Annotated in this window: 17 protein-coding genes and 1 pseudogene; 6 read left to right on the forward strand and 12 right to left on the reverse strand. The window is 71.9% G+C overall.

The features are described 5' to 3' along the window. Positions 1 to 98: 98 nt before the first annotated feature. Entirely contained in the window at positions 99 to 1,223 is a 1,125-nt protein-coding gene (locus tag ACFV2J_RS29340) for a PLP-dependent cysteine synthase family protein (RefSeq protein WP_385087601.1), read from the reverse strand. Positions 1,224 to 1,586: 363 nt separating this feature from the next. Between ACFV2J_RS29340 and ACFV2J_RS29345 the strand changes: the two genes are divergently transcribed. Both ACFV2J_RS29345 and ACFV2J_RS29350 read left to right on the forward strand, forming a co-directional pair. Beyond that, positions 1,587 to 1,910: a hypothetical protein gene (locus ACFV2J_RS29345; RefSeq protein ID WP_359492997.1), complete on the forward strand. Its 324-nt coding sequence runs from the start codon at positions 1,587 to 1,589 to the stop codon at positions 1,908 to 1,910. 264 nt (positions 1,911 to 2,174) lie between these two features. Continuing rightward, positions 2,175 to 2,699: an ATP-binding protein gene (locus ACFV2J_RS29350; RefSeq protein WP_385441446.1), complete on the forward strand. Its 525-nt coding sequence runs from the start codon at positions 2,175 to 2,177 to the stop codon at positions 2,697 to 2,699. A gap of 65 nt (positions 2,700 to 2,764) precedes the next feature. Here ACFV2J_RS29350 and ACFV2J_RS29355 read toward each other — a convergent pair whose 3' ends face one another. The 6 genes from ACFV2J_RS29355 to ACFV2J_RS29380 form a co-directional block, all read right to left on the reverse strand. Then, positions 2,765 to 5,326 (reverse strand): ABC transporter permease, encoded by a 2,562-nt coding sequence (locus tag ACFV2J_RS29355; protein WP_385095121.1) that lies wholly within the window; start codon positions 5,324 to 5,326, stop codon positions 2,765 to 2,767. Beyond that, complete coding sequence (locus tag ACFV2J_RS29360) at positions 5,323 to 6,081, reverse strand: ABC transporter ATP-binding protein (RefSeq protein WP_385095118.1); 759 nt, start codon at positions 6,079 to 6,081, stop codon at positions 5,323 to 5,325. The genes ACFV2J_RS29355 and ACFV2J_RS29360 overlap by 4 nt, the downstream gene beginning before the upstream one ends. Further along, positions 6,078 to 6,386 (reverse strand): SHOCT domain-containing protein, encoded by a 309-nt coding sequence (locus tag ACFV2J_RS29365; protein ID WP_385441449.1) that lies wholly within the window; start codon positions 6,384 to 6,386, stop codon positions 6,078 to 6,080. Before ACFV2J_RS29365 ends, ACFV2J_RS29360 begins: the two co-directional genes overlap by 4 nt. Positions 6,387 to 6,601: 215 nt before the next feature. Further along, positions 6,602 to 8,572: a discoidin domain-containing protein gene (locus tag ACFV2J_RS29370; protein WP_385095115.1), complete on the reverse strand. Its 1,971-nt coding sequence runs from the start codon at positions 8,570 to 8,572 to the stop codon at positions 6,602 to 6,604. A gap of 151 nt (positions 8,573 to 8,723) precedes the next feature. Continuing rightward, entirely contained in the window at positions 8,724 to 12,287 is a 3,564-nt protein-coding gene (locus ACFV2J_RS29375) for a choice-of-anchor D domain-containing protein (RefSeq protein ID WP_385441453.1), read from the reverse strand. A 466-nt stretch (positions 12,288 to 12,753) separates the two neighbouring features. Beyond that, a complete protein-coding gene (locus ACFV2J_RS29380) occupies positions 12,754 to 15,912 on the reverse strand; it encodes a carbohydrate-binding protein (RefSeq protein ID WP_385093342.1) in 3,159 nt (1,052 codons plus the stop codon). A gap of 317 nt (positions 15,913 to 16,229) precedes the next feature. On the opposite strand from ACFV2J_RS29380, the gene ACFV2J_RS29385 reads away from it, so the two are divergent. Both ACFV2J_RS29385 and ACFV2J_RS29390 read left to right on the forward strand, forming a co-directional pair. Then, positions 16,230 to 17,162 (forward strand): MerR family transcriptional regulator, encoded by a 933-nt coding sequence (locus ACFV2J_RS29385; protein ID WP_385093339.1) that lies wholly within the window; start codon positions 16,230 to 16,232, stop codon positions 17,160 to 17,162. Positions 17,163 to 17,236: 74 nt separating this feature from the next. Continuing rightward, complete coding sequence (locus ACFV2J_RS29390; protein ID WP_385093336.1) at positions 17,237 to 17,815, forward strand: GNAT family N-acetyltransferase; 579 nt, start codon at positions 17,237 to 17,239, stop codon at positions 17,813 to 17,815. 124 nt (positions 17,816 to 17,939) lie between these two features. Here ACFV2J_RS29390 and ACFV2J_RS29395 read toward each other — a convergent pair whose 3' ends face one another. Both ACFV2J_RS29395 and ACFV2J_RS29400 read right to left on the reverse strand, forming a co-directional pair. After that, complete coding sequence (locus tag ACFV2J_RS29395) at positions 17,940 to 19,181, reverse strand: ROK family protein (protein WP_385093333.1); 1,242 nt, start codon at positions 19,179 to 19,181, stop codon at positions 17,940 to 17,942. 88 nt (positions 19,182 to 19,269) lie between these two features. Next, positions 19,270 to 19,944: an alpha-ketoglutarate-dependent dioxygenase AlkB family protein gene (locus ACFV2J_RS29400; protein WP_385093330.1), complete on the reverse strand. Its 675-nt coding sequence runs from the start codon at positions 19,942 to 19,944 to the stop codon at positions 19,270 to 19,272. Positions 19,945 to 20,087: 143 nt separating this feature from the next. Between ACFV2J_RS29400 and ACFV2J_RS29405 the strand changes: the two genes are divergently transcribed. Beyond that, the gene (locus ACFV2J_RS29405; RefSeq protein WP_385093328.1) at positions 20,088 to 21,230 is read left to right on the forward strand and encodes a methyltransferase; all 1,143 of its coding nucleotides are present in this window, start codon (positions 20,088 to 20,090) and stop codon (positions 21,228 to 21,230) included. Between the two features lie 94 nt (positions 21,231 to 21,324). Here ACFV2J_RS29405 and ACFV2J_RS29410 read toward each other — a convergent pair whose 3' ends face one another. Continuing rightward, complete coding sequence (locus tag ACFV2J_RS29410; RefSeq protein WP_385441458.1) at positions 21,325 to 22,194, reverse strand: ketose-bisphosphate aldolase; 870 nt, start codon at positions 22,192 to 22,194, stop codon at positions 21,325 to 21,327. A 33-nt stretch (positions 22,195 to 22,227) separates the two neighbouring features. Further along, positions 22,228 to 23,118, reverse strand: coding sequence for an SIS domain-containing protein (locus ACFV2J_RS29415; RefSeq protein WP_385090301.1), 891 nt, complete (start codon positions 23,116 to 23,118; stop codon positions 22,228 to 22,230). Positions 23,119 to 23,259: 141 nt separating this feature from the next. Here ACFV2J_RS29415 and ACFV2J_RS29420 point away from each other — a divergent pair, with 141 nt between their 5' ends. Further along, entirely contained in the window at positions 23,260 to 24,039 is a 780-nt protein-coding gene (locus ACFV2J_RS29420; RefSeq protein WP_385090299.1) for a DeoR/GlpR family DNA-binding transcription regulator, read from the forward strand. A 22-nt stretch (positions 24,040 to 24,061) separates the two neighbouring features. On the opposite strand, the pseudogene ACFV2J_RS29425 reads toward ACFV2J_RS29420, so the two are convergent. After that, positions 24,062 to 26,053: pseudogene (locus ACFV2J_RS29425) on the reverse strand (GH92 family glycosyl hydrolase); the annotation flags it as partial. Positions 26,054 to 26,176: the final 123 nt, after the last annotated feature.

A 26,176-nucleotide genomic window follows, 5' to 3' on the forward strand; every position in this document is an offset into this window, starting at 1 on the left:
GTGCGTCCGGCCGAAGCAGTGCGTCCGGTCGAAGCGGTGCCTCCGGCCGAAGCGGTGCCTTCGGTTGAAGCGGTGCCTCCGGCGTGCGCGCCGGGGGCTCAGTCGGGCCAGACGCCCGTCTCCAGGAGTGACGCGATGGCGGCCGTGTAGGGCGCGATGTCCAGGCCCTGGTCGGCCAGCCAGGTGTCCGAGTAGTACTTGTCCAGATACCGGTCCCCCGGGTCGCACAACAGGGTCACCACGCTGCCGTTGCGCCCCTCGGTCACCATCTCGGCGACGATCTTCAGCGCGCTCCACAGTCCGGTGCCGGTCGAACCGCCCGCCTTGCGGCCGATGGCCTGTTCCAGCGCCCGCACGGCCGCCACGGTCGCGGCATCGGGCACCTTCATCATCCGGTCGATGGCGCCGGGTACGAAACTCGGTTCCATCCGGGGCCTGCCGATGCCCTCGATCCGTGAGCCGCAGTCGCAGGTGACGTCCGGATCGCCGGTGGTCCAGCCTTCGAAGAAGCAGGAGTTCTCCGGGTCGGCGACGCAGATGCGGGTGTCGTACTGCATGTAGTGGACGTAGCGCGCGAGGGTCGCGGAGGTGCCGCCGGTGCCGGCCGTGGCGACGATCCACGCGGGCTCCGGGAAGCGTTCCAACTCCAGCTGCCGGAAGATGGATTCGGCGATGTTGTTGTTCCCGCGCCAGTCCGTGGCGCGTTCCGCGTAGGTGAACTGGTCCATGTAGTGGCCGCCGGTCTCGACCGCGAGGGCGGCGGACTCCTCGTACATCCTGCGGGAGTCGTCCACGAAGTGGCACTGCCCGCCGTGGAACTCGATCAGCCGGCACTTCTCGGCGCTCGTCGTGCGCGGCATCACCGCGATGAAGGGCACTCCGACGAGCTTCGCGAAGTACGCCTCGGAGACGGCCGTCGAGCCACTGGACGCCTCGATCACGGGACGGCCCGGACGGATCCATCCGTTGCACAGGCCGTAGAGGAAGAGCGAACGGGCGAGCCGGTGCTTGAGGCTCCCGGTGGGGTGGGTCGACTCGTCCTTCAGATACAGGTCGATGCCCCACGCCTCGGGCAGCGGGAAGCGCAGCAGGTGCGTGTCGGCCGAGCGGTTCGCGTCGGCGTGTACCTTGCGGACGGCCTCTTTGAGCCAGGTCCGGTACCGCGCGTCACTGTGGTCGACGTCGAGGGTTTCGCCGGTCCGGATCTGCTGGGGGCTGCTCACGGCGGGGCTCCTAACGCATCACGCCGACGCCGGTTCAAACGGTCGGACGCCCCGATCATAAACACCTTGCGCACGCTTCTCACCTGCATAAACACGTCTTTGAGCGACCCAAAGGCACCCCTGGGGCAGGATGTCCGAAGCGATGGGGGCGCACCCGGACAAGTGCTCCCGTCCCCGTCGTCACCTCGTCGTGCGCACTGGTGCTCGCCGCTGCCTGCGGGCAGACTGCACCGCACGGGACGCTGCCCGCGTCCGACCGCACCGCACGGGACGACACTCCCGCGACGGGTGCGCACACCGGACCGCCGCCCGCGCGGGACCCGGGTCAGGGCACAGCCGAGGCGCACAAGGGGGCGGGGCAGCATGGCGGAGCCGGAGTTCACGGCCACGGGCGTGCGGATCGGGAAGAGGCTGCGCTCGCTCACCCGGGCCGGACAGGTCCGGATCAGCGACGGCAGGCTGGAACTGCTCACCAGCTACGGCAGCGAGATCGACAGTGCCCCGGTGCAGGCGGTGCGGGCCTCCAGGCCCTGGTTCGCGCCCGAGGACCGGGCGTTGGCGGACGTCAACGGCACGCGCTACTCGCTCACGCTCGGCGAGCACGATCCCTCGCCCGGCAAACCGGGACCTCCGTCGGCGCGCCGGTTCATCGAGGCGGTCCGCAGGGCGGCGGGGAGCAGCGGCTGACGTGGTCGCCGCGAAGGGCGTGGCGGGAGCCTCGTCGCACCGGCGCCGCGACGGCCCGCGGTGCGCGCCGTGTCCGCCGAACGCGCCGCGAGTTGCGGGACGGCACCCCCTGGGTCACGCTGTTCTCACATCACTCTGGGTTTACCGGCGATAACGCTGCGAACCAGCCCGCCGGACACCACAGCAGGCGGCTGTTCCACTTCAGCCGCTCTGCTGGATCCGATCTCCGTCTTCTTCCGGACCTCAATTCGGGGAGTCGCAGCCGTGATCAGCCAGCCGAACAGGCATTGCACGGTGGAGCTCCAAGCCCTGCCGTCGCGGATCGGCCAGGTCCGCAGAATCGTTTCTGCACAATTGCGCTACTGGCATCTGGACCCCTTGATCGACCGCGCCGCGCTCGGCGTGACCGAACTGCTGACCAACGTTCACCTGCACGCCCAGCCGGACAAGGTGTGCACCGTGGAGATCGAGCTGCTGCTCGACCGGCTCACGGTCTCGGTGCACGACCACGACCCCCGCCTGCCCGAGTTGCAGGACGCCGGACCCACCGCCACCGGCGGGCGGGGCCTGGCGATGGTCGCCGCCGTGAGCGAGAGCTGGGGCGTACGACCGGACGGGCAGTCGGGCAAGGTCGTGTGGTTCACCCTTCCGGCATCCTCGCCCGCGGTGGCGGCGCCCGTCGTGGCGCCGTACGACACCCTCCGCGAGCCCACTCTCCGGCACACCGTCGACCCGCTCGACGGGCGCAGGACCGAACACGCTCCCGCCCGGTCCGCCGTTGCCGGCTGACCGGGCGGTGACCCTCTCCTCGTACGCCTCGGACCGGGGCGGGAGGCCGCAGGGCCCACGGCGGCTCACTCCGTGCCGATGGCCCGCAGCACGTCCAGGCGTGCCGCCCTTCGTGCCGGACGCAGGCCCGCGAGGGCTCCGGCCGCGAGGCCCACCAGCGCCACCACGACAAGTCGCGCGGGCGGGATCGCGAAGGCGAAGGCACTGTCCGACGCGCCGTCGGAGGCTTTCACCAGGACCCAGCCGAGGAAGGCACCGAGGGCGAGGCCGCCCGCCGTGCCGAAGGCGGCGACGAGGACCGACTCCCAGCGGACCATGGCACGCAGTTGCGCGCGGGTCTGTCCGACCGCTCGCAGCAGACCGAGTTCACGGGTGCGTTCGTGGATCGCGAGGGCCAGGGTGTTGGCGATGCCGAGCAGGGCGATGAGCACCGCGAGCGCGAGCAGCGCGTAGACCAGGGTCAGCATCATGTCGATGCCGCCGGCCGAGGACTGCGCGTACTCGTCGCGGGTCTGCACCTCGGGGTCGCCGTACCGAGCGGCCACCCGCTCCACCGCGGCCTTGCCGTCGGCCGTGCTCACGCCGTCCTCGAACGTGACGGCGACGAGCGAGTCGGCGTCCTGGGTGCGGTGCGGAGCCCATGCGGCGCGGGTGATGACGTAGTCGCCCGCCAGTTCCGAACGCCCGTACACCGCGCGGACGGTGAAGGTGACCTGCTTGCCGTCGGTGAAGGCGAGCCGGGCGGTGTCACCGGTCGTGAGGTGCTGCCTGACGGCCTCGCTCCTGGTGACGGCGATCCCGTCGGCACCCAGGTGGTCGAGCGAGCCGCGTACCGCGCCGAGATCGAAGACCCTGCCGAGCACCGCCGGATCGGTGACGGTCAGGGCGCGGCCCTTCCCGTCGACCTCGGCCACGCCGCGGCCCAGCCCGACCGCGTACTTCACGGCGGGCTGCCGCGCGATCGCGGGGGCCAGCCCCGGGCTCAGCCCGCTGCCGCCCGCGCCGAACGACGGGGTGCTCACGGCCACGTCCCCGGCGAAGGACCGGGAGACCGTGCGGTCCATGGTGGCCTTCAGCGAGGCGCCGAAGACCGTGAAGAGCGAGACGACGGCGACACCGACCATCAGGGCGCTCGCGGTGGCCGCGGTCCGTTTGGGGCTGCGCAGCGCGTTGCGCCGGGCGAGTGAACCCGTGACACCCCGCAACCGGTCGAGAGGGACGCCGATGACACGTACGGCCGTCGAGGACGCGACCGGGCCGAGGACCACGAACGCGGCGAGAGCCAGTACGGCACCGAGGCCCGCGAGCCAGAGGGAGGGTTCGGCCAGTACGCCGGTCAGCGTGGCCCCCGCCGCGAGCGCGGCCAGTGCGGCACCCACCACGGACCGCGCCCGGGAGGCCCCGGACCGGTCGACGGCCGTCTCGCGCAGCGCCGCCAGGGGTGCGGTGCGTCCGGCGCGTACGGCGGGCAGCAGAGCCGAGCCGAGACAGACCACCACGCCGACCGCGAGGGGCAGCAGCAGGGACAGCCCGCTGATCACCAGGTCACCGGACGGGAAGGGGAAACCGATGGCCGGGAACAGCGCCTGGAGCCCGGCCGCGATGCCGATACCGCCCCCGAGGCCGACGGCCGACGCGGTCACGGCGACGGCGCTCGCCTCCACCAGGGTCGAGACGGTCACCTGTCGGCGGGAGGCGCCCAGCGCCCGCAACAGGGCGTTCTCGCGTATGCGTTGGGCGACGACGATCGCGAAGGTGTTGTGGATGGAGAAGGTCGCGACGAGCAGCGCGACGCCGGAGAAGACGAGCAGGAAGGTGGTGAAGACGGTCAGGAACCGGCTGGAGATCATGTCGGTGTTCTCCTGCGCCGACGCCTGGCCGGTGATCGCCTCGACACCGGCGGGCAGCAGCCGGGTCAGGTCGGCGACGAGCTTCTCCTGGCCTACTCCGGGAGCCGCCCGCACCCGGATGCTCGCGGCCTCGCCGGGCTTCGCCGTGAGGTACTTCGCGGCGTCGGCCCGCGTCATGCCGGTGAAGGTCACCTGCGCCATGCCGTCCTCACCACCGAAGGTCGCGAGGCCCACGATCGTCACCCTGACGGGGTCGGGGGTGCGCAGCGTCGTGGTGTCCCCGATCCTCAGGCCGCCCTTCTTCGCGGCGCCCCGGTTGATCACGACCTCGCCGGACCTCGCCGGGGCACGGCCTTCGGCGATCCGGTACGCGTTGAGCCCGGGGTCCTCGATCCAGTTGCCCGCGAGGGTGGGCGGCCCCTGGCCGCCGATGGGTTTGCCGTGCGCGTCGACGAGCTGGCCCGCGCCCTCGATGTCGGGCACGGCGGCGGCCACCCCGGGGGCCTTCTCGATCGTCCTCACCAGGGCGGTGTCCACGGGCCGCCGGACGCCCTGGCTCTCGCCGGGCGTGGTGATGGTGTCGGCGCCGCGGACCACCGCGTCGGTGCCCTTGGCGGCGTTGCCGAACATGGTGTCGAAGCTGGCCCGCAGGGTGTCGCCCATGACCAGCGTTCCGGTCAGGAAGGCGACGCCGAGGAACACCGCCACGAACGTACCGGCGAAGCGCCGTCCGTGGGCGCGCAGGGAGGCGGCACTGATGCGGAGGGAGGCGTTCACGCGGGCGCACCCCTGGTGTCGAGGGCCTTCATGCGGTCCAGCACCCCGTCGGCGGTCGGGGACTCCATCCGGTCCACGAGGCGGCCGTCGGCGAGGAAGACCACCTCGTCGGCGTGGGCCGCGGCCACCGGGTCGTGGGTGACCATGACGACCGTGCGGTTCATCCGGCGGACCGCGTCACCCAGCAGGTCGAGGACCTCACCGCCGGCCCGGGAGTCGAGGTTCCCGGTGGGTTCGTCGGCGAAGACGACGTCGGGCCGGCCGGCGAACGCCCGTGCCACGGCGACGCGTTGCTGTTGCCCGCCGGAGAGTTCGGAGGGGCGGTGGTGGAGCCGGTCGCGCAGGCCCACGACATCGACGAGCGCGTCGATCCACTCGGCGGACCCCTTGGCCCCCGCGAGATCCAGGGGCAGGGTGATGTTCTCCGCGACGGTGAGCGTCGGGACCAGGTTGAACGCCTGGAAGACGAAGCCGACGTGATCGCGGCGCAGCAGGGTGAGGCGCCGGTCGTCGAGTGTGCTCAGCTCGGTGTCCCCGATGAAGGCGGTGCCGGAGGAGAGCGTGTCCAGGCCCGCCGCGCAGTGCATCAGCGTGGACTTGCCGGAGCCCGAGGGTCCCATGATCGCGGTGAAGCGCCCGGCCGGAAAGCCGACGCTCACCCCGTCGAGGGCCCGTACGGCCGTCTCGCCGCTGCCGTACACCTTCACGGCGTCGGTGACGCCCGCGGCCGGACGCGTCGCGGTCGCGGAGGTCATGCCGTTCCTCCCTTGCCCGTGAGACCGAACTGCTCGTCGAGGACGGAGAGGCGGCGCCAGTACTCGTCCTCGTCGATCTCGCCGGACGCGAAACGGCGGCCGAGCACGGCGACCGGCGAGTCACCCGTGACCCGGGAGGGCCCGGCGGGACCGAGGTCGCCCCGCGTGCGCCACGGTCCGCGGCCACCGCGCCGGGCCGCGCCGCGCAGGACGGTCACCACACCGATCACGGCGGCCGCCCAGACCAGTGGAAGGAAGAGGATCCACGGCCCGGGGCCGCCGTCCCAGTTCGCCAGGGTCTGCATCTCGGGTCATCTCCTCGTCGAGGTCTGCTGTGTCGCCTCGAGAGTCGCTCCCGGAGTGCCCCCGGGTCGTCGTACGGCCAGCGGCAGTGCGCGTACCACCGCGGGAGTACGCGGGGCGATCACGCCTGCTTCCCGGGTCGGGTCCGGGGCGGGTGCCGGCGCGGCGTGATCGTCCCCGCGAGGGCCGCGACCGTGGGGTCGAGGCCCTCGGTCCGTCAGGCGCCGAAGACCTGGAACTCCGATACCTGTCCGGCCGGCCAGCCGCTGTTGGCGGTGAAGGCGAGCCGGACGTAGCGGGTGGTGACGGTGGAGGGGAGGGTGAGGGTCGCGGTGTTGCCGGTCGCCGGGTCGAAGGTGTGCCCCGCCGACGCGAGAAGCGTGGTGAAGGCGCCGTCGGTGCTGCCCTGGACGGAGATGGTCTGGGTGCGGGTGCCCCAGGCGGTCGCCGGGGGCAGCCGGAGGACGATCCGTCGGACGCCGGTGGTGGCGCCCAGGTCGACCTGTATCCACTGCGGGAAGGCGTTGTTGGCCGACTCCCAGTAGGTGTTGGCGTCGCCGTCGGTCGCGTTGCCCGAGGCGTACGTCTGGGTGTGGCTGCTCTCCGTGGTGGGGCGGTGGAGGGCGAGGTCGACGGTGCCGGACGGGGCGTCGGTGGTGACGGTGACCTGGTTGGAGGGTCCCGACACGTTTCCGGCCGCGTCGAGGGCGACGACGTCGAAGGTGTAGGCGGTGGCCGCGCCGAGTCCTGTCACCGTGTACGCGGTGGCGCCGGTGGTGCCCACCTGGGTACTGGTCGAACCGGACACCTGAAGGATCCGGTAGCCGGTGACACCGACGTTGTCGGTCGAGGCGTTCCAGGCCAGCGAGACGGAGTTGCTGGTGTGTCCGCTGACGGTCAGCGCACCCGGCGCGGCGGGCGGTGTGGTGTCCCCGCCGGTGGGGACGGTCGGCCGGGTGGGACGGGTGGCGGTCAGCGCCAGCTGGCCCTTGAGCATGCGGCCGCCGTCGCCGGTCAGGCGCAGGTAGTAGTCGGCGGAGCAGGCGGTGCCGTCCTCGTCGAGGGCGAGGAACCCGGAGTTGGTGGGCACCCAGGCCTGGGTCTCGGCGGTCTTGGCGATCTGGTTGCCCTCGTTGTACTCGTCGAACATCGAGATGTAGATGCCCTGCGCGCCGGCCCGGACGACGTTGTAGAACTGCCGCCACATGAAGTCGCCGTGCGCGCGCTGGCGTCCGGACAGGTCGCCGGGCAGGACACAGGGCTGGTAGTCGATGCCGTTGGCGTTGCAGTCGGCCTGGTCGCCGACGGTGTAGGTGGTGTACGCGTTGTCGGCCTCGGCCACGTTGCCGATGGCGCCGACCATCCACGGCGAGATCATGTGGAAGGCGTGGTAGACGCCGAGATAGCCGGCCCGTGAGCCCCCGGTGCCCGTGCGCCATTCGCGTGGGACACCGCCGATGACGTAACAGCCCTGGCCCTTGAACCAGTTGATGACGTCGAGGCAGGCGTCGGCCGTGAAGGGGTGGTTGTTGTCGTCGAAGCCGAAGCCCCAGATGCAGACGACCGGCTTGCCGTTCTGCTTCGCGTAGGCCGGGGACGCGGTGTGCGCGGACATCTTGTTCGTCCAGTCCGTCTTGATCTCGGACTGCATGTTCGTCCAGTTGGTGACGTCGTACATGATGTAGAACTTGCGGCCGTACGACTCGGCGGCGCCGCGCACCTTGGTGGCCATGGCGTCGCGGGTGGGGCCCTCGCCGCCGGTGGGGTTGAAGCGCTGCAGAGCCGCGGTGTCGATGCTGTTCTGCTGCATCCACAGGAAGTGCGTGTTCACCGTCTGCTGGTCGTACGAGGAGAACAGCGTGGCGGGCCGGCCGTTGCCGAAGGCGGCGTACGACGTCTGGTAGGTGCTCGTGTAGTCGCGCAGGTCGGGCCAGCACTTGATGCCGGTGTTGGACGGCGACGGCGACTGGCCCCAGTTCTGGGTCCAGTGCCACCAGCCGTTGATGGGTGCGCCGTCGCCGACGCACGCGAACCAGCCCTGGTAGCCGACGCTGACCTTGCCGACCACGTCGCCCGGTGAGCTCGCCGCCGACGCGGGCTGGGCGAGAACGGTCTCGGCGACTCCCGTCGTTCCCACCGCGGTGGCCGCGATCGCGGCCTGCAGGAAGGCCCTGCGTGTGACACCCATCTGGAATCCTCCGGTCGGCTGTCGACTTCCGTCGACCACGGGCGTGCGGACTTGGGTGACCGGCGCCGACCGTGAACCTGCGGGGCCGGGCCTGTCGGATCGGTCGGGTGCCGCCGGGCACGAGCGCGCCCGGCGGCACCCTCGGGTCGGATCAGCTGTTCCAGACCTGGAACTCGGAGATCTGGCCGGCCGGCCAGCCGGTGTTCGCCGTGAGGTTCACCCGAAAGTAGCGCTGGGTGGTCGCCGCGAACGTGAGGGTGACCGTGTTGTCGGTGGCGGGGTCGAAGGTGTACGTGGCCGACGACTTGACGGTGGTGAAGGCGGAACCGTCGGTGCTGCCCGACAGGGACAGCGTCTGGTTACGGGCGCCCCAGCCGGCCGGGAGCTGGAGGACGACTCGGCTCGCGCTCCGTGCGGAACCGAGATCCACCTGCACCCATTGCGGGAAGGCGTTGTTGACGCTCTCCCAGTAGCTGCCCTGGTTGCCGTCCGTCACGTTCGACGACGCGTACACGTCGGCGTGGCCGGACTCGGTGGTGGGCTTCCCGGCCGCCAGGTTCTGGTTCGTCGCGCCGGCCCCGACGCCGGTCAGCGCGACCGTGGTCGTGCCGTTCGACGCGTTGCTGGCGATGCCGAGGTCACCGGTGCGGGTGCCGGAAGCGGTGGGCCTGAACGTGACGTCCACCGTGCAGGAGCCGCCCGCCGCGATCGAGTTCCCGCAGGTGTTCGTCTGCGAGAAGTCGCCCGTGACGGTGATGCCGGAGAGGTCCGCGGCCGCGGTGCCGGTGTTGGTCACCGTCACCGTCCGCGCGCCGCTCGCGGTGTTGAGCGCCTGGCTGGGGAACGACAGCGACGCCGGGTCGGCCGACAGGGTCGCCGGCGAGGAGCCGCCACTGCTGGGGAACACCTGGAGGGCCGACAACTGGGCCGCGTTCCAGCCCGTGTTGGCGCTGATGTTCACCCGCACGTATCTCGCGGTGGCGGCGCTGAACGTGATCGTCGCCGTGTTGTTGTTGACGTTCGGGTCGAAGGTGTACCCGGCCGAGGCCTTGATCGTCGAGAAGCTGGATCCGTCCGTCGATCCCTGCACGGACAGGGTCTGCGTGCGAGCCGACCACGCCGTCGCCGGCGGGAGCTTGAGGACGACCTTGCCGACGCTGTAGCTCTTGCCGAGGTCGACCTGGGCCCATTGCGGGAAGGAGCCGTTGGTGCCCTCCCAGTACGTCGACGCGTCCGGGTCGGTGAGGTTCGAGGGGACGTAGGGGCTGCTGCTCGAACTCGCCGTCGCGGGCCGTGCGGCGGCGATGTCGGTGCCGCTGTCGATGCCGCTGCCGGACAGGGAGACGGTGGTCGGGCTGTTGTTGGCGTTGCTGGTCACGGTCAGGTTGCCGGTGCGCGCTCCGCCCGCGGTGGGCTTGAACCCGACGCTCACCGTGCAGGACGCGCCGACCGCGAGGCTGGAGCAGTTGTTGGTCTGGCTGAAGTCACCGCTCGCCGCGACGCCCGAGATGTTCGCCGTGGTGGTACCGGAGTTGGTCACCTTCACCGTCTGCGCGGCGGCCGGCGAGCCGACCACCGTGCCGTCGAAGGACAGGCTCGCCGGGTCGGTGTTCAGAACGGGGCCCGGCGCGGTGCCGGTACCGGAGAGGCTGACCGTGTTGGTGGTCCCGCCCGCGTTGACGGTCAGGGCGCCGCTGCGGCTGCCGGTCGCCGTCGGCGCGAACTTCACGCTGACGGTGCACGAGCCGTTCGCCGGGATCGACGAGCCGCACGTGTTGGTCTGGGAGTAGTCGCCACTGGTGGAGACCGAAGAGACCGACGCGGCGGTGCCGGTCGGGTTGGAGACGGTCACGGTCTGCGCGGCGCTCGTCGAACCGGTCGCGACCGAGCCGAAGTTCAGCGCGCCGGGGGTGGCCGTCACGCCTTCGGACGGGTAGGGCGGATAGACCGGAGCCGGCCAGCCGCCGCAGTACGGCGTGCCGCTGATGCCGGAGTTGCCGCCGCCGTCGGTGACGGCGAAGTTGCCGCCCGAGCAGTTGTACACGGGGGACGAGTAACCGACGCCGGTCGCCGTGACGTTGGTGAACTTGGCGGCGCCGCCGGTCTGCTCCTGCAGGGCGAAGGTGCCGGTACCGGCGATGGTCACGTCGGTGAGATTGACCCCGCTGATCGTGCCCTCGACCCACTGGACGGCTTCGTACGGGCTCTGCTGGATCAGCGCGTTGGTCACGTTGACCGGACCGGTGATCGCGCCCTGACTGCCGTCGAACCACAGCGCGCCCACACCGAACTGCCAGTTCGGGTCGAGGCTGCCGGCCCGGATCATGGTGTTGTCGGAGATCGTGGTGAGGCCGACCGGCGTCGAGGTGAAGCGCTGCCCCACGTGGATGCCGCCGCCCTGGGCGAGGCCGGTGTCCACCACCCGGTTGCCGCTGACGGTGTTGTCGTGGCCGCCGTAGATCGCGATGGCGTTGGCGAGGATCTGCAGGGACACGGTGTTGTCGGAGATCGTGTCGTTGGCGTCGGCACCGATACCGGAGTCCGCCCAGGTGGCGATGCCGTCGTCACCGGTGTTGCGGATGTCGCTGTTGGTCACCTTCGAGTGGGTGACGGCGCCGTGGAAGTTGATGCCGTCCGCGGTGGTGTCCCGGATGCGCATGCCGCTGAACGTCAGCCCGTCCATCGGCCCGTCCATCCAGGCGCCGACCTTCATGTGGTCGATCCACACGCTGGAGACGGTCGAGTTGCTCATCGCGCCGCCGATGCCGTTGACCTGGGCGCTGTCGTCGCGTTCCTGCACGTTGCCGAAGATCGCGAAGTTCTGCAGGTGCACGCCGGTGCTCGCCGAGGGCGCGGAGTTGCCGTAGAAGCCGGGTGCCGTGCCGGTGACGGTCGAGTACCACATGCCGGCGCCGGCGATCGTGACGTTGTTGACGCTGATGTGGCCGGGGATGTTGTAGGTGCCCGGCGGGATCCACACGGTGCCGCCGGGACCGGCGGCACTGATCGCGGCGTTGAACGCGCTGGTCGCGTCGTTCGCACCGGTCGCGTCGGCGCCCTTGCTGGTCACCGACACCGCCCCCGACGGTGCGGCCAGTACGGCGCCGACCTGCTCGAAGTCGGCGAAGTCGATGGTGTACGAGGAGGCGGTGTCCCCCGCGTCGACCTGGAGCTTGAAGGTCGTTCCCGCCGGATAGGTGGTGGGGAAGAGGCGGTGGGCCTCGTCGTAGAAGTGGTGCGGGTTGCTGCCCGGCGAGTTGGTGAAGGGGTAACTGCCGTAGTACCAGCTGTAGGCGTTGGTCAGGGTGAAGTCGGGCTGCTTGACGCCGTTGATGTACAGCGACAGCGGGGCGGTGTAGACCGAGCCGTTCGAGGTGTCGGGAATGCTGTAGCGGAAGTTGATCGAGTTGGTCGCCACCGGCGTGGTGAACGTGACGTACTTGCCGGTGCCCTGCAACGTCGTCGCCTTGCGGTACGACGCCTCGTCGGCCAGCTGACCCTGGGTGTAACTCGGGCCGATGGCTGAGCCGTTGGTGGCGGAGCTCTCCGCCTGCACCTCGACGTACGGCAGGCTCGCGCCGCTGCCGCCGGTGGCGACGGCCGCCGCCGCCAGGGCGGGTTGGACAGCCAGAGCCAGGACGCCGGCGGCGGCCACCATCGCAGTGCACACCGCCCAGACGAGGGCTCGTCTCAGATCTCGGATGGAATGGAACACGGGACCACTCCTTTCATCGCGAAATGCCGGAACTGTTCCATTGGCGCCGCCGGAAAGGGAGGGACGGGGAGACACGTGAGAACGCAAGCGGTCGACGAAGCGGCTCGAGGGAGACGCGGGGAGAGGGGGGAGGTGACGACGCAAGGGGGACCGTAATATCCGTGACATGGACGCGCAATAACTCAACAGGACTTTGCAATATAAAAAATGCAGCCCGCAAGATCTAATGCGATCGCGGGCTGCGGTCGGCACCCGGCCGCACAGCCGGTGCCTGGGCGAGGGAGTCGGCGACCCCGGGGGCGCCGCGGACGCCGAGCGGGTCGACGGGGGGGCCCCGGCCGGGGGGGGGCGGCCCCCCAGCGGCGGCGGGGGGGCGGGCGGCGCCCCCCCGGGGGGCCCGGCGGCCGCCGCGGGGGTCGGGGGGGCCGCCGGACGGGGTGTCCGGCGGCACCGTCGCAGGGCGGGGTCAGGAGTTCCAGATCTGGAGGTCGGACAGCTGGCCCGCGGGCCACCCGCTGTTGGCGGTGATCGTGACACGGAAGTAGCGCTGGGCGGTCGCGGGGAAGGTGAGCGTGACGGTGTTGCCGGTGCTCGGGTTGAAGGTGTAGGCGGCCGAGGACTTCAGGGTGGTGAAGGTGGTGCCGTCGTCGCTGCCGCTGAGGCTCAGGACCTGGGTACGGGCACCCCAGGCCGCGGGCAGCCGCAGGACCGCACGGGACGCGCTCCGGGCCGAGCCCAGGTCGACCTGGACCCACTGCGGGAAGGCGTTGTTGGCGCTCTCCCAGTAGGTGGACTGGTTGGCGTCGGTGATGTTGGCGGAGGGATAGACGTCGGTGTGGCTGGACTCGCTGGTGGGCTTGCCGGCGGCGAGGTCGGTCTGGGCCGTGCCGGTGCCCGTCAGGGTCACCGTGGTGGGGTTGGCGGACTGGTCGCCGGTCAGGGTGAGGGTGCCGGTGCGGGTGCCGGAGGCGGTGGGCCGGAAGGTGACGGAGACCGTGCAGCTCGCTCCGGCGGCCAGGGAGGTGCCGCAGGTGTTGCTCTGGGCGAAGTCACCGCCGGCGGTGACCCCGGTGATCGAGGCGGTGGCGGTGCCGGAGTTGGTGACCGTGACGGTCTGCGCGGCGCTGGTCGTGTTCACCGCCTGGCCCGCGAAGGTCAGTGCCCCGGGGGACGCGGTCAGGGTGGCCGGCGGCGTGCCGCTCCCCGTGGCGAAGCCGAGGTGGTTGATGTTCCAGCCGCCGCTGTCCTGGTGGAGGGTCAGTACCTGCCGGCCCGCGGGCAGGGTCACATGCGTGGTCACCGTGGCCCAGGACTGCCAGTCGCCGGTGGCGGGCAGGTCGACGGCTCCGGTGAGGTCGGTGCCCGCGGCGTCCGACAGGTGCAGTGCGCCGGCCACCGCGGCCGGAGCCGCGACCCGGAGGCCGAGCGTGTAGGTGCCGGCCGTGGCGACGTCCACCGTGTAGCGGAACCACTGTCCGCCGCTGGTCCAGCCCAGGTTGTAACCGCCCCCGGTGTCCGAGGTGTTGTCCAGGTCCACCCCGTCGGCGCGGTAGGCGTTGGCGTTGCCGTTGACGGAGGTCACGTTGTAGGCCAGGCCCTGGCCGCCGGTGTCGTAGTTCTCCGCCTGCACCGTGCCGGGCACCGCGGCCGGGGTGCCGCCGTAGGGCGCCTCGGGAGCGGCGGGCGGCCAGTCGTTGTCACTCACCGTCGCGACGAACCCGCTGGAGTTGTTGACGAAGGCCGAGGCGCCGGAGCCGAGCCCGGTGACCCTGTTGCCGGTGATGGTCGCGGAACCGGTGGGCGCCGGGTAGAAGGGCGGCGAGATCGCGATGCCGTTGCGGCCGGGACGGCTGACCGTGTTGTCGTGGAGCAGGGTGCCGGTCGAGGTGGAGAAGCCGATCCCGTCGTAGAGGGAGTCGGTGACGGTGTTGCCGGTCACCGTGACCTGGTCGACGGTCCCGGTGTTCTGTCCGTCGCCGCCGTTGCCGATGTGCAGCGCGGGCTGGCCTTGGCTGTAGGCGTTGCCGCCGGAGCGGACCACGGTGTTGCCGGTCACGGTCGTGGACAGCAGGTCGCTGCCGTTGACACCGAAGCGCCCGGCTCCCAGGCCGATGTAGCGGGCCGTGTCGCTGATGTAGTTGTCCTCGACCCGGTGGCCGCTGCCCCCGTAGATCCCGACGCCCTTGCCGCCCCACGGTGCGATCGAGGTGTTGTCGCTGACGGTGACATTGCTCATCGGGTGGTAGTACGTCTTGGAACCGTCGCTGTTGGTGTTGTAGTTCACCGAGTTGATGGCGATCGCGTCGTCCCCGGTGCCGCGGACGAAGTTGTCGGTGACCGTCAGGTTGTTGCCGGTGTCCGCGCCCAGCGACACGTTGTTGACGTTGATCCCGTCCGCCCAGATCGACGTCAGCCTGCTGTTCCGCACCTTCCCGCCGGTGCCGGAGGCCCAGAAGCCCGACATGGTGTGCTGGGTCCAGATGCCGTCGGCCAGCCAGTCGGTGCCGGTGGTGTCCATCGCGCCGCCGTCCCCGCCGATGGTGCTCCGGCTGACCGCGTTGGCGTCGATGTGAAGATTCCGTACGGTGCAGGAGGTCAGGTTGAACAGCGCCGGCAGCGGTGTGCTGTTGGGGACCGGGACGTCACGGTAGACCGTGCTGTACCACAGGCCCGCACCCGCGATGGTGATTCCCTGTGCGTTCAGTCCCGCCGTGCCCTTCACGTAGAAGGTGCCCCGCGGGATCCACAGGGTCCTGCCCTGCGACCGGGCCTGGTCGATGCAGTCCTGGATGGCGGCCCGGCTGTCCACCGACTGGCTGTCGGCCGCGCCGTTGGTCGGATTGTCGTCCGCCACCGCACCGCAGCTCGTGATCGGGATCGAGTTCGCCGGCTGCGTCAGCGGTGCCGGCGGGTTCTCCACGTCGACGGAGTCCACGTCGTAGAAGGTCGCGCTGTTGTCGGAGTCCTTCCGCAGCGAGAACGTGGCGCCCGCCGGGATCGGGGACCCGGTGACGAAGGTGTGCGACTCGTCCCAGAAGACCCTCGGGTCGCCGTCGGCCGGGTTCTGGTTGTCGCTCGTGTTGTAGTTGCCGTTGCCCTCGTAGACCCAGGTCTGGCGCGAGTTGAGGTTCAGCGCCTGCCGGAACACCCCGTTGACGTACAGGTTCAGCGTCCCGGTGACACCCCCGCCGGAAGCCGAATCCGGGATGCTGGCACGGACGTTGAGGAAGGAGATCGGCTGCCCGGTGGTGTTCGTCCACTGCACCGACTGGCCCGTGCCGCCCAGGTGGACATAGGAATGGCCCGAGGCCTCCAGGGCGGGGCTCGAGTACTGTGTCGTCGGCGCCGAGGTCAGCGACCGGACGGCCGCGCCCGCGCCCGGCGTTCCCGCCTCGGCCTCGTACACGGAGAACGGCGTCGTCGCTCCCACCGCCGCGCTCGCCCGCGCCGGCCGGGGAGCGTGGTCCGTCGGACCGGACCGGAGTGGCCCGGAGGGCGGCGCCCCCTGTGTGGCGGAGGCCGGTAAGACGGACACGCACATCGCGCCGACCGCGGCGACGGCGGCCACCGCCAGACGGCGCCCGGCCCGGCGGACGCCGCGCCGGGGTCTGGTGATCGTCAGCATGTGATGCTCCTTCAGGGAGTGCGGGAAACCGGCGCCCCGACCGTACAGAGCCCTCATCCACCCCGCTAGATTCCGACGAAGCAAAGAAATGGCCACGCAAGTCTGTGCAAGTTTCTTGCCGTCAGCCGCAAAATAGCGATGAATCGAGGCGCGGTCCCTCGGCACCTCGCCGGTGCGGACCTGCCCCCCACGGTCCGCGCCGGCAGAAGGTCGCGAACGGGCGGTGACCGCGAGACGGCCGGGTCGGGAACCAGGCCACGCCGCCTGCGCCGGAGCAGACTTGAGTCTCCCGCGGGGGGAGAGTCGAAGGTGGGGACATGGACAGCGGCACCCAGTACTCGATCGGTGAACTGGCCCGGCGCACCGGGCTGACGGTCAAGACGATCCGGTACTACTCCGATCGCGGACTGGTGGCTCCCACCGACCGCACCCGAGCCGGCTACCGCCGCTACGCCCCGGATGCCGTCGCTCGTCTGGCCTTTGTGCGGACCCTGCGCGAACTGGGACTCGGCCTAGACACCATCCGGCGGGTCGCGGACGAGGAACTCCCGCTCGGCGAAGTCGCCGCGGAGCACGCCGCCGCACTGGACGTGCAGATCGGCATCCTCCGTCTGCGACGGGCGGTACTGACGGCCGCCGCACAACGCGACCCCACCCCCGAGGAGTTGGAACACATGCACCACCTGGCCACACTCTCCGAAGCCGAACGCCGGCGCCTGACCGACGACTTCCTCGACTCCGTCTTCGAAGGCCCCCACGGCGGCGCCCACTATGCCGCGGCCCGACGCACCATGACGCCCGAGCTCCCGGACAGTCCCACGGACGAACAGGCCAGGGCATGGGTGGAGCTGGCCGAGCTGTCCCTGGACCCGGACTTCCGGGCCGGTTTCCGGCGACTGGCGGAGGATCACGTATCCGACCTGCCCGACGGTGCGCGGCCCCGCCCGGACCTGGTCGCCATCGCCCGGGACGTCGTGGGAGAAGCGGTGGCGTGCGGCATGGGCCCGGATTCGCCGCAGGCCGGTCCTGTCGTCGCGACGCTCACCGCCCGGTGTGCAATCGCCTACGACCGCCCCGACGACGCCGAACTGCGCCGGTGGCTGCTTCACCGTCTGGAGGCCGCGGGGGATCCGCGCCGGGACCGGTACCTCCGACTCCTCGCACGCATCAACGGCTGGCCGGCCCCGGGTGACCTGAGTCCGCTGATCGGCTGGGCCGTCGCAGCCCTGCGCACACGAGGGACGCGGTGACCCCGCGGCCCCACCGCACCGCCGGACGGCCGGAAGAGGCGCCTGCCGCCACTGTGACCCCATACGCTCGGCCGATGGACAAGATCGCCGCGCGACTGGAGGCCGACGCCACTCCGTCAGGCCCCTCTCTCATACTCCGCCCCTGGAGCCCGGCGGACACCGCCGACCTGGTCGAGCTGTACCGGGACGACACCCTGCGCCGCTGGACGAGCGCGGCCGTGAACGACGAGGCCGGCGCCGCACGGTGGGTTCACGACCAGCAACGGGGATGGGAGGCGGGGAACCGCTTCGGATTCGCCGTCGTGGAGGCCGGGTCTCCGGGCACCGAGGGGCGGTTGGCGGGCCACGTGGTCCTCAAGGACGTCACCCCGGGCGCCTCGTCGGCCGAGGTCGGCTACTGGACCGCCGGGCACGCGCGCGGCCGGGGAGTGGCTCCCCGTGCACTGCGGGCGCTGACGGACTGGGCCTTCACGTCCTTCGCCGGTGACGGACCGACGCGGCTTGAGCTCCTGCACCAGGTGGACAACACGGCGTCGTGCCGCGTCGCGCAGAAGTGCCGGTACGCACTCACCTCGCTCCTGCCCCCGGCACCGCCCGCGTACCCACTGGCCGGTCACCTGCATGTACGGGAGAGGCCGACCTCACTCGACTGACCGCGCCCTGCCCCGAAGCAGGCACATTGCACGGGCAGTTGGCCGACGGTCCGTGGGGCAGGCCCGAGGGACAGGGAACTCTCCGGACGGGCGCCGGACCGAGCCGGCGCCGCGACGGGGCGTGTCAGGCGTGGGCCAGCGCCGCCGGCGGATCGTCCAGCACCGGCTGCCACGCCAACTCGGCCGCCCCCACCAGGCTGTTGTGGTCCAGCGTGCAGGCGAGGATCGGGACGCCGCCGCTCTGGCCCCACAGGCTGCGGTCGGCGACCACGGCGCGCAGCCGGTCCGGGTCGGCGTCCAGGAGCGTGCGGTGCAGCCCGCCGAGGATGATCCGGTCGGGATTGAGGATGTTGACCAGGCCCGCGAGTCCGAGGCCCAGCCGGTCGATCAGGGCCTCGGTGGCCGTACGTACGGAGGGGTCGGTGTAGTGGTTGCGGATGAGGTCGTTGGACACCTCGAGCAGGGACACCTCGGGGCCCGGTTCGCGGCCGGCCGCCGTGAGGAACGCCAGGGGGTCCGCCTCGACGTCCAGGCAACCGCGGCTGCCGCAGTAGCAGGGGCGGCCCTCCGGGTTGACGGTGAGATGGCCGACTTCGAGGGCGAGACCCGAACTGCCGGTGTGCAGGCGGCCGTCGAGCACCAGCGCGCCACCGACGCCCCGGTGTCCGGTGGCGACGCAGAGCAGGTCGCGGGAGCCGCGGCCCGCTCCGTGCCGGTGCTCGGCGAGGGCGGCGAGGTTGACGTCGTTGGCCGCGAACGCCGGCCCCTGGATGCCCGCCGCGCGCACCCGCTCGGCGAAGATCTGGCGTACCGGGGCGCCCGCCGGCCACGCCAGGTGCAGCGGGTTGAGGGCGAGTCCGTCCGGTTCGGCGACGGCCGACGGCACCGCGAGCCCGGCGCCCACGCAGCGCCGTCCGGTCGCGCGGAGCAGTTCGGCGCCCGCCTCGACGACGGAACCGAGCACCTTCGCCGGATCGGCGTCGACGGCCTCGCAGCCGGGCGCGGTGGCGACGATCCGGCCGCCGAGTCCGACCAGCGCGGCCCGGAAGCCGTCGGTGTGCACCTGCGCGGCGAGCGCGACCGGGCCGCCCTCGTCGACTTCGAGACGGTGCGAGGGCCGTCCCTGCGAACCGGCCGCCGCCCCGGGACGCGCGTCGACCCGGATCAGTCCCAGCGCCTCCAGTTCCGCGGCCACCGCGCCCGCGGTCGCCCGGGTCACCCCCAGCTCGGCGGTGAGCACGGCACGCGTCGGCGCACGTCCGGTGTGCACGAGCTCGAGCGCCGGCCCGAGCGCACCGCGCCCCCGGTCCAGCCGCGTCCGTGTGTTCCCTTCCCCCGCCATCCGGGGGCCCGCCTTGCCGTTCATGAGGGCGAGTCTCCCATGATCCGCTCCAACGGTGACCCGTGCGGCCGCCCGGAAACCCTCACCTCCGCCGTGACGTTCCGCTCACCGGTCACGCACCCGTGGTGCCCGGTCCGGCGGGAAGGCCGCTCACCCGGAGGGTGATGTTCAGACGCCCGCTCAGCCCGAGTTCGGGCGGGCCCGTGCCGGCGTACACCCGGGGCACCCCGTGGTAGGCCAGCCGCGACGCCCCGCCGAACACGAACAGGTCCCCGCTGCGCAGTTCCACGTCCACGTAGGGCTTCGTCCGCGACTCGGCGTTCCCGAACCGGAAGACGCAGGTGTCGCCGAGGCTCAGCGACACGACCGGCGCGTCCGAGCGCTCGTCACCGTCGCGGTGCATGCCCATGCGGGCGTCCGCGCCGTAGAAGTTGATCAGGGCGATGTCGTACGCCGCCGACACCGCGTCGGGGCCGAGCGCGTCCGTCACCGCTCGCCGCCCCAGTTCGTCCAGCCAGGCAGGGAAGGGCTTCACGGGGCTGCCGTCGCCGTCGACGGCCGTGCGCGCGTAACGGTAGGGATACCAGTGCCAGCCGAGGCACACCTGGCGCGAGGTCATCGTGCCGCCGCCGGGGGTGTGGACCGTGCGCAGTCCGGCGGGTGGACGGGCCCAGGCCCGGCAGGCCGCCAGCAGGTCCCGCCGGAGGCCGGCGTCGAGCCAGTCGGGCAGGTGCACCGCGCCCGGCGCGACCTCTCTCCGGGTACGGGGAAACAGCTCGCCGTCCATGGACTCCATCATCACGCATCGTCCGGCCGGCCCGTCCCGTCCCCGACTCCCGGGGCCGCTCGCTGCGGCAGGCGACGGTCCCCGCGGGCCCGCGGCGCTCGCCTGCCGGAGGCAGGGCCGTGCTCGGCTAGCCTGGACCCACGATGAACGACCGTATGACGACACCCTGGGCCGAGTACGCGCTGACCCGCTTCCCCGAGGACCCCCGTGACCAGCTGCGCGCCTGGGACGCGGCCGACACCTATCTGCTGCGGCACCTCGCGGAGAGCGGCACCTCCCTGTCCGGCACGGTCGTGGTGGTCGGCGACCGCTGGGGCGCGCTCACCACGGCGCTGTCGGAGCACCGGCCGACACAGATCACCGACTCGTTCCTCACCCAGGAGGCGACCCGCGCGAACCTGGCCCGAGGCGGCGCCGCGGCGGACGCGGTACGCCTCCTCACCACCCAGGACACACCGCCGGACCGCATCGACGTGCTCCTCGTCCGGGTGCCCAGGAGCCTCGCCCTGCTGGAGGACCAGCTGCACCGGCTGGCGCCCGGCGTGCACGAGGGAACCGTGGTCGTCGGCACCGGCATGGTCAAGGAGATCCACACCTCGACGCTGCGCCTCTTCGAACGTGTCCTCGGCCCGACCCGCACCTCGCTGGCCGAGAAGAAGGCCCGCCTGATCTTCTGCACCCCGTTCCAGGGACTGGCGCGGGAAGCCAACCCGTGGCCGTACCGCTACGAGCTGCCCGACGGCGTCGGCCCGGTCTCCGGCCGCACCGTGACCAACCACGCCGGTGTGTTCTGCGCCGACCGGCTCGACATCGGCACCCGGTTCCTCCTCCAGCACCTGCCGCGCGGCCGGGGCGCCGAGCGGGTCGTGGATCTGGGCTGCGGCAACGGGGTCGTCGGTACGGCGATCGCGCTGGCCGATCCGGCGGCCGAGGTGCTGTTCGTGGACGAGTCGTACCAGGCCGTCGCCTCGGCGCGGGAGACGTACCGGGCGAACGCCGGGGGCGCCGCGGAGTTCCTGGTCGGCGACGGGTTGACCGGGATCCCGGCGGAGAGCGTGGACCTCGTCGTGAACAATCCGCCGTTCCACTCGCACCAGGCGACGACGGACGCCACGGCCTGGCGGATGTTCGCGGGGGCGCGGCGCGCGCTGCGACCGGGGGGCGAGCTGTGGGTGATCGGGAATCGTCACCTCGGCTATCACCTGAAGCTGCGCCGGCTGTTCGGCAACAGTGAACTCGTGGCCAGCGACGCGAAGTTCGTGGTGCTGCGCGCGGTCAGGAAGTAACCGCGCGCGGCGCGCCGGGGGCGCCGCTCCACGTTCGCGGCGGCCCCCGGACCGCGGAACCCCTACAGGGCCACGGTCCGGGTCCGCGGCGTGGTCACCCGTTCCGGAGCGGGGGTGCGCCGACGACGCCGATGAGACGCGTCACTGCCCGTGCCATCGACTCCCGCCCCACGCTGAGGTAGGCGCGCGAGTCGACCGCCTCGGGGCGCCCCGCGAGGTATTCGCGGATGGCTCCGGTCATGGCGATGTTCAGGGCCGTGCCGATGTTGACCTTGGCTATGCCGCCCGCGACGGCGGCCGTGAGTTCGTCGTCCGGCACGCCGGAGGACCCGTGCAGGACGAGCGGCACGTCGAGTGCCGCGGCGAGCCGTGCGAGCCGGTCGTGGTCGAGGGTCGCGGTGCGCGTGGTCATCGCGTGCGAGCTGCCGATCGCGACGGCCAGGGCGTCCACGCCGGAGTCGGTGACGAAGGCGCGGGCCTCGGCGGGGTCGGTGCGGGCGCCGGGGGCGTGGGCGTCGAGCGCCGGCTCTCCGTCCTTTCCCCCCACCTCTCCCAACTCGGCCTCGATCCATATCCCCCGGGCGTGCGCCCAGTCCGCGGCGGCCCGGGTCGCGACCAGGTTCTCCTCGTACGGGAGCCGTGCCGCGTCGTACATCACGGAACTGAATCCGGCGCCGGGCGCCTGCCGGAGCAGGTCGTCGCTCTGGACGTGGTCCAGGTGCAACGCCACGGGCACCGCGGCGCGTTCGGCCGCCGCGGCGGCGGCGCGGGCCAGCGGCAGCAGCCGCCCGTAGCGGAACTTCACCGCGTTCTCGCTGACCTGGAGGACGACCGGGGCCCCCGCGGACTCGGCGCCCGCGATGACGGCCTCGACGTGCTCCAGGGTGATGACGTTGAAGGCGGCGACGGCGGTCCGCGCCCCGGCCGCGGCGGCGATCAGGTCACCGGTGGCTGCGAGTGGCACAACTCCCCCTTGTAAAAAAGCGGTTGAGCGGTCTCAGTGGGACGTGGGGTCGAGGACGACCGAGCGGGTGAGGTGGCGCGGCCGGTCGGGGTCGAGTCCGCGGGCCGCGGCCACGGCGACCGCCAGCCGCTGGGCACGGACGAGTTCGGCGAGCGGGTCGAGTCCGCCGGCCACCCACTGTCCGCCGGTGGCGCGCACCTGTTCGGCCAGTCCTTCGGGCGCCTCGCCGAGCATCCAGGTGGCGGTGCCGCGGGTGGTGATGCTGATGGGTCCGTGCCGGTACTCCATCGCCGGGTAGGCCTCGGTCCAGGCGAGCGAGGCCTCGCGCATCTTCAGTCCGGCCTCGTTCGCCAGCCCGACCGTCCAGCCGCGGCCCAGGAAGGTGAACTGCCCGCAGTCGACGAGGCCTTCGGGCAGCGGGGTCTCCAGCGCGGTGCGCGCGTCGGCGACGACGGCGTCGGTGTGCCGTCCGAGGTGGGCACGGAGCAGGGTGAGGGCGCTGGTGGCGAACCGGGTCTGCACGACGGAGCGCTCGTCCGCGAAGTCGAGCACGACGACGTCGTCCGCCGAGTCCATCACGGGGGTCAGGGGGTCGGCGGTGACGGCGGTCGTACGGGTGCGTCCGCGCAGGCGCCCGAGGAGTTCGAGGACCTCGGTCGTGGTCCCGGACCGGGTCAGGGCGACCACGCGGTCGTACGCGCGGGTGTGCGGGAACTCCGACGCGGCGAAGGCGTCCGTCTCCCCCTGTCCGGAGCCCTCGCGCAGCGCTGCGGCGGACTGCGCCATGAAGAAGGAGGTCCCGCACCCCACGATCGCGACCCGCTCCCCCGCCGCCGGCAGCGCGTCGCCGTGCGTCGCGGCCAGCTCGGCGGCACGGGTCCAGCATTCGGGCTGGCTGGTCAGTTCGTTCTCGACATGGGTCATGCCTGTCCCTCCCCCAGGGCCCACTCCGGGCACCGATGCTCGTTCGTGCAAGGTATAGCGAGGTTTCAAGCACAATCAAGCATTCGAGGTCAGAAATGCGGTGCGCTAGGGTCGCGGAGGATCGAGGAACGGAGAGTGCGGATGTCGCGCGACGCCCGCTGGAAGGCGCTGCTGGAACTGCTCGTGGAGCGGGGCCGGCTGGAGGTCGAGCAGGCGGCGGTGGAGCTGGACGTGTCGGCCGCGACGATCCGGCGTGACTTCGACCAGCTCGCCGAGCAGCAGATGCTCGTCCGCACCCGGGGCGGCGCGGTCGTGCACGGGGTGTCGTACGAACTGCCGCTGCGCTACAAGACCGCCCGCCGGGCCTCGGAGAAGCAGCGCATCGCGAAGGCGGTGGCCGGCCTCGTCGCGCCCGGTGAGGCGGTGGGCCTGACCGGGGGCACGACCACCACCGAGGTGGCCCGCGCCCTGGCCGTACGTCCCGATCTCGCCGCCGGGTCGCCCGCCCTGACCGTGGTGACGAACGCGCTCAACATCGCCAACGAGCTGGCCGTGCGCCCGCAGTTCAAGATCGTGACGACCGGCGGGGTGGCCCGCCCCCAGTCGTACGAGCTGGTCGGCCCGCTCGCGAACGGCGTGCTCGGGCAGATCACCATGGACGTCGCCGTCCTCGGCGTGGTCGCCTTCGACGTCGTCCACGGCACGGCGGCCCACGACGAGGCCGAGGCAGCCGTCAACCGGCTGCTGTGCGAGCGCGCCGAGCGCGTGATCGTCGCGGCCGACTCCAGCAAGCTGGGTCAGCGCGCCTTCGCGCGGATCTGCCCGACGGACGCCGTGGACACACTGGTCACGGACACGTCGGCGGACCAGGAGACCGTGCGCCGGTTCGAGGAGGCGGGGGTGCGGGTCCTCACCGTCTGAGGGATCTCGTTGGCCCCGTCCGTCACAGGCCCTTGCGTGTGTCCGCGGTGCGGGTGAGCGTGCTCAGGTCGAGGCTGGTGGCCGAGGCCTCGGGAGCGGTGATCGCGATCCTCGGACCGCCCGGGCGGTGCAGGGTGACGGTCGGGAAGAGCGGTTCCGCCAGGGCCAGTTGTCCGGTGCCGGGCGTCTGCGGGTACATGCCCAGGGCGGCCCAGACCGCCCAGGACGACATCGCGCCGAGGTCGTCGTTGCCGACGAGACCGTCCGGGCGGTCGGCGAACAGGCCGGCCAGGGCGCGGCGGACGGTGGCACGGGCCCGGTCGGGACGGCCCGCGTAGTCGTACGCCCAAGGGGTGTCGAAGGAGGGCTCGTTGCCCAGGTAGGCGTACGGCTCGGTGCCGCCCGCGTTGAGCCGGGTGAAGAAGGTGTCGAGACGGCCGGTGACCGCGGCGTTCCCGCCCATCAGCCGGAAGAGGCCGGGCAGGTCGTGCGGAACCATCCAGGTGTACTGGGCGGCGTTGCCCTCCACGTAGTCGGTGGTCTGCGCGGGGTCGAAGGCCGGCCAGCTGCCGTCGGCGGCACGCGGCTGGAGATAGCCGGTGGCCGGGTTGAAGAGGTTGCGCCAGTTCCCGGAGGCCTTCGACAGGGTGCGGTACGCGGCGGTGTCACCGAGACGGTGCGCGAGCTGGGCCAACGCGTAGTCGCAGACGGCGTATTCGAGCGTGGTGGCCGCCGGACCCCACACGCCCTTGGCGCCCGCGGGAACGTAGCCGAGGGTGTCGTACTGCCGGTGTCCTGGCCGCTGGCGCTCGTCCTCGCGGCCCGCCATGGCGGCGCGCAGCAGGCCGCGGGCGTCGAAGTCGGTGGCCCCGAAGGCGTGCACGGCAGAGGCGATCACCGGCAGCGGATCGCCGACCATGACGCCGGTGCCGCCGTTCGCGACCGTCCAGCGGTCGAAGTAGCCCGCCTGGCGGCCTTGGTCGAGGACGGACTGCGCGATGTCGGAGGCCTCGCCAGGGGCCAGCAGGGCGAGCAGCTGGACCTGGGAACGGTAGACGTCCCAGCCGGAGAAGTCGGCGTACTGGACGTGTCCCGTGCGGGTACGGTGCATCGCGCCGTCGGTGCCGGGGTACCGGCCGTCGGTGTCGCTGAAGGCGCTGGGGTGCAGGAGCGCGTGGTAGAGGGCCGTGTAGAAGACCCGGCGCTGGGCCAGGGTTCCGCCGCCGACGGCGATGCGGCCGAGCCAGTCGTTCCAGCGGGCGCGGGCCGCCCGCCGGACCTCGTCGTACGCGCGCCCCCGCTGCTCGGCCGTGACGTTGCGGAGGGCGCCCTGGACGTCGACGAACGAGACGCCGACCCGGACCGTCACCGTGCGGACCTCGGGGCCGAAGGAGACCAGGGCCGCGCCGGGCCTGCCGTCCGGGTGCGCGGTGCGGGCGAAGGGGTGGTCGAACGTGGCGTGGAAGTGGAGCCGGTAGCGGTTGTGCGACTTGCAGAAGCCGCCGCTGTCCGTGAAACCGGACAGGGTGTTGGTGCCGATGTCGACCGTTCCGGTCGCCGCGTTGAACGCCTTGCCCGCGTCGACGCTCAGCGTGGCGGCCCGGCCGGCGGTGGCCGGGTAGGTGAAACGGGCGACGCCGGAGCGCTGGGTGGCGGCGAGTTCGGTGCGGATGCCGTTGTCGAACGTGACCCGGTAGCTGCCGGGCGACGCCTGCTCATGGCTGTGCGAGAAGGCGGCCTGCCCGGTCGTGTCGCCGTCGAGCAGGGGCATGAACGGCACGTTGCCGTAGTCCTTGCATCCGGCTCCGGAGAGGTGGGTGAGGCTGAACCCTCTGATCCGGTTGTCCCGGTAGGCGTAGCCGCCGTGCTGGTAGGTCACCGTGTCCGGGCTCCACTGCACTCCGCCGAGCGGTGCCGTCGCTCCGGGGAAGGTGTTCCCGGCGCCGCCGCCATGGCCGAAATCGGCCCCTCCGGGTGCGGTGCCGACGAAGGGGTTCACGTATTGCGCCGGGTCGGCGACCGCGTCGTCCGCGACGGCGGGCGCGGTCGGAGCGGGAGGCCGCGACGGCGGAGCCGGTGATCGCCGCCCAGACGGAGGTCGTCGACCGGCTCAAGGCGGGCCTGGAGGCGATGGAGG

The sequence above is a fragment of the Streptomyces sp. NPDC059668 genome (genome assembly GCF_042734135.1).
Taxonomy (GTDB): domain Bacteria; phylum Actinomycetota; class Actinomycetes; order Streptomycetales; family Streptomycetaceae; genus Streptomyces.

What these genes read in the sequence shown, in the direction of transcription:
- ACFV2J_RS29345 (WP_359492997.1), top strand. Translation starts at nt 1,587, where the DNA reads ATGGCGGAGCCGGAGTTCACGGCCACGGGCGTGCGGATCGGGAAGAGG.
- ACFV2J_RS29360 (WP_385095118.1), bottom strand. Translation starts at nt 6,081, where the DNA reads ATGACCTCCGCGACCGCGACGCGTCCGGCCGCGGGCGTCACCGACGCC.
- ACFV2J_RS29365 (WP_385441449.1), bottom strand. Translation starts at nt 6,386, where the DNA reads ATGCAGACCCTGGCGAACTGGGACGGCGGCCCCGGGCCGTGGATCCTC.
- ACFV2J_RS29370 (WP_385095115.1), bottom strand. Translation starts at nt 8,572, where the DNA reads ATGGGTGTCACACGCAGGGCCTTCCTGCAGGCCGCGATCGCGGCCACC.
- ACFV2J_RS29380 (WP_385093342.1), bottom strand. Translation starts at nt 15,912, where the DNA reads ATGCTGACGATCACCAGACCCCGGCGCGGCGTCCGCCGGGCCGGGCGC.
- ACFV2J_RS29385 (WP_385093339.1), top strand. Translation starts at nt 16,230, where the DNA reads ATGGACAGCGGCACCCAGTACTCGATCGGTGAACTGGCCCGGCGCACC.
- ACFV2J_RS29390 (WP_385093336.1), top strand. Translation starts at nt 17,237, where the DNA reads ATGGACAAGATCGCCGCGCGACTGGAGGCCGACGCCACTCCGTCAGGC.
- ACFV2J_RS29395 (WP_385093333.1), bottom strand. Translation starts at nt 19,181, where the DNA reads ATGAACGGCAAGGCGGGCCCCCGGATGGCGGGGGAAGGGAACACACGG.
- ACFV2J_RS29400 (WP_385093330.1), bottom strand. Translation starts at nt 19,944, where the DNA reads ATGGACGGCGAGCTGTTTCCCCGTACCCGGAGAGAGGTCGCGCCGGGC.
- ACFV2J_RS29405 (WP_385093328.1), top strand. Translation starts at nt 20,088, where the DNA reads ATGAACGACCGTATGACGACACCCTGGGCCGAGTACGCGCTGACCCGC.
- ACFV2J_RS29415 (WP_385090301.1), bottom strand. Translation starts at nt 23,118, where the DNA reads ATGACCCATGTCGAGAACGAACTGACCAGCCAGCCCGAATGCTGGACC.
- ACFV2J_RS29420 (WP_385090299.1), top strand. Translation starts at nt 23,260, where the DNA reads ATGTCGCGCGACGCCCGCTGGAAGGCGCTGCTGGAACTGCTCGTGGAG.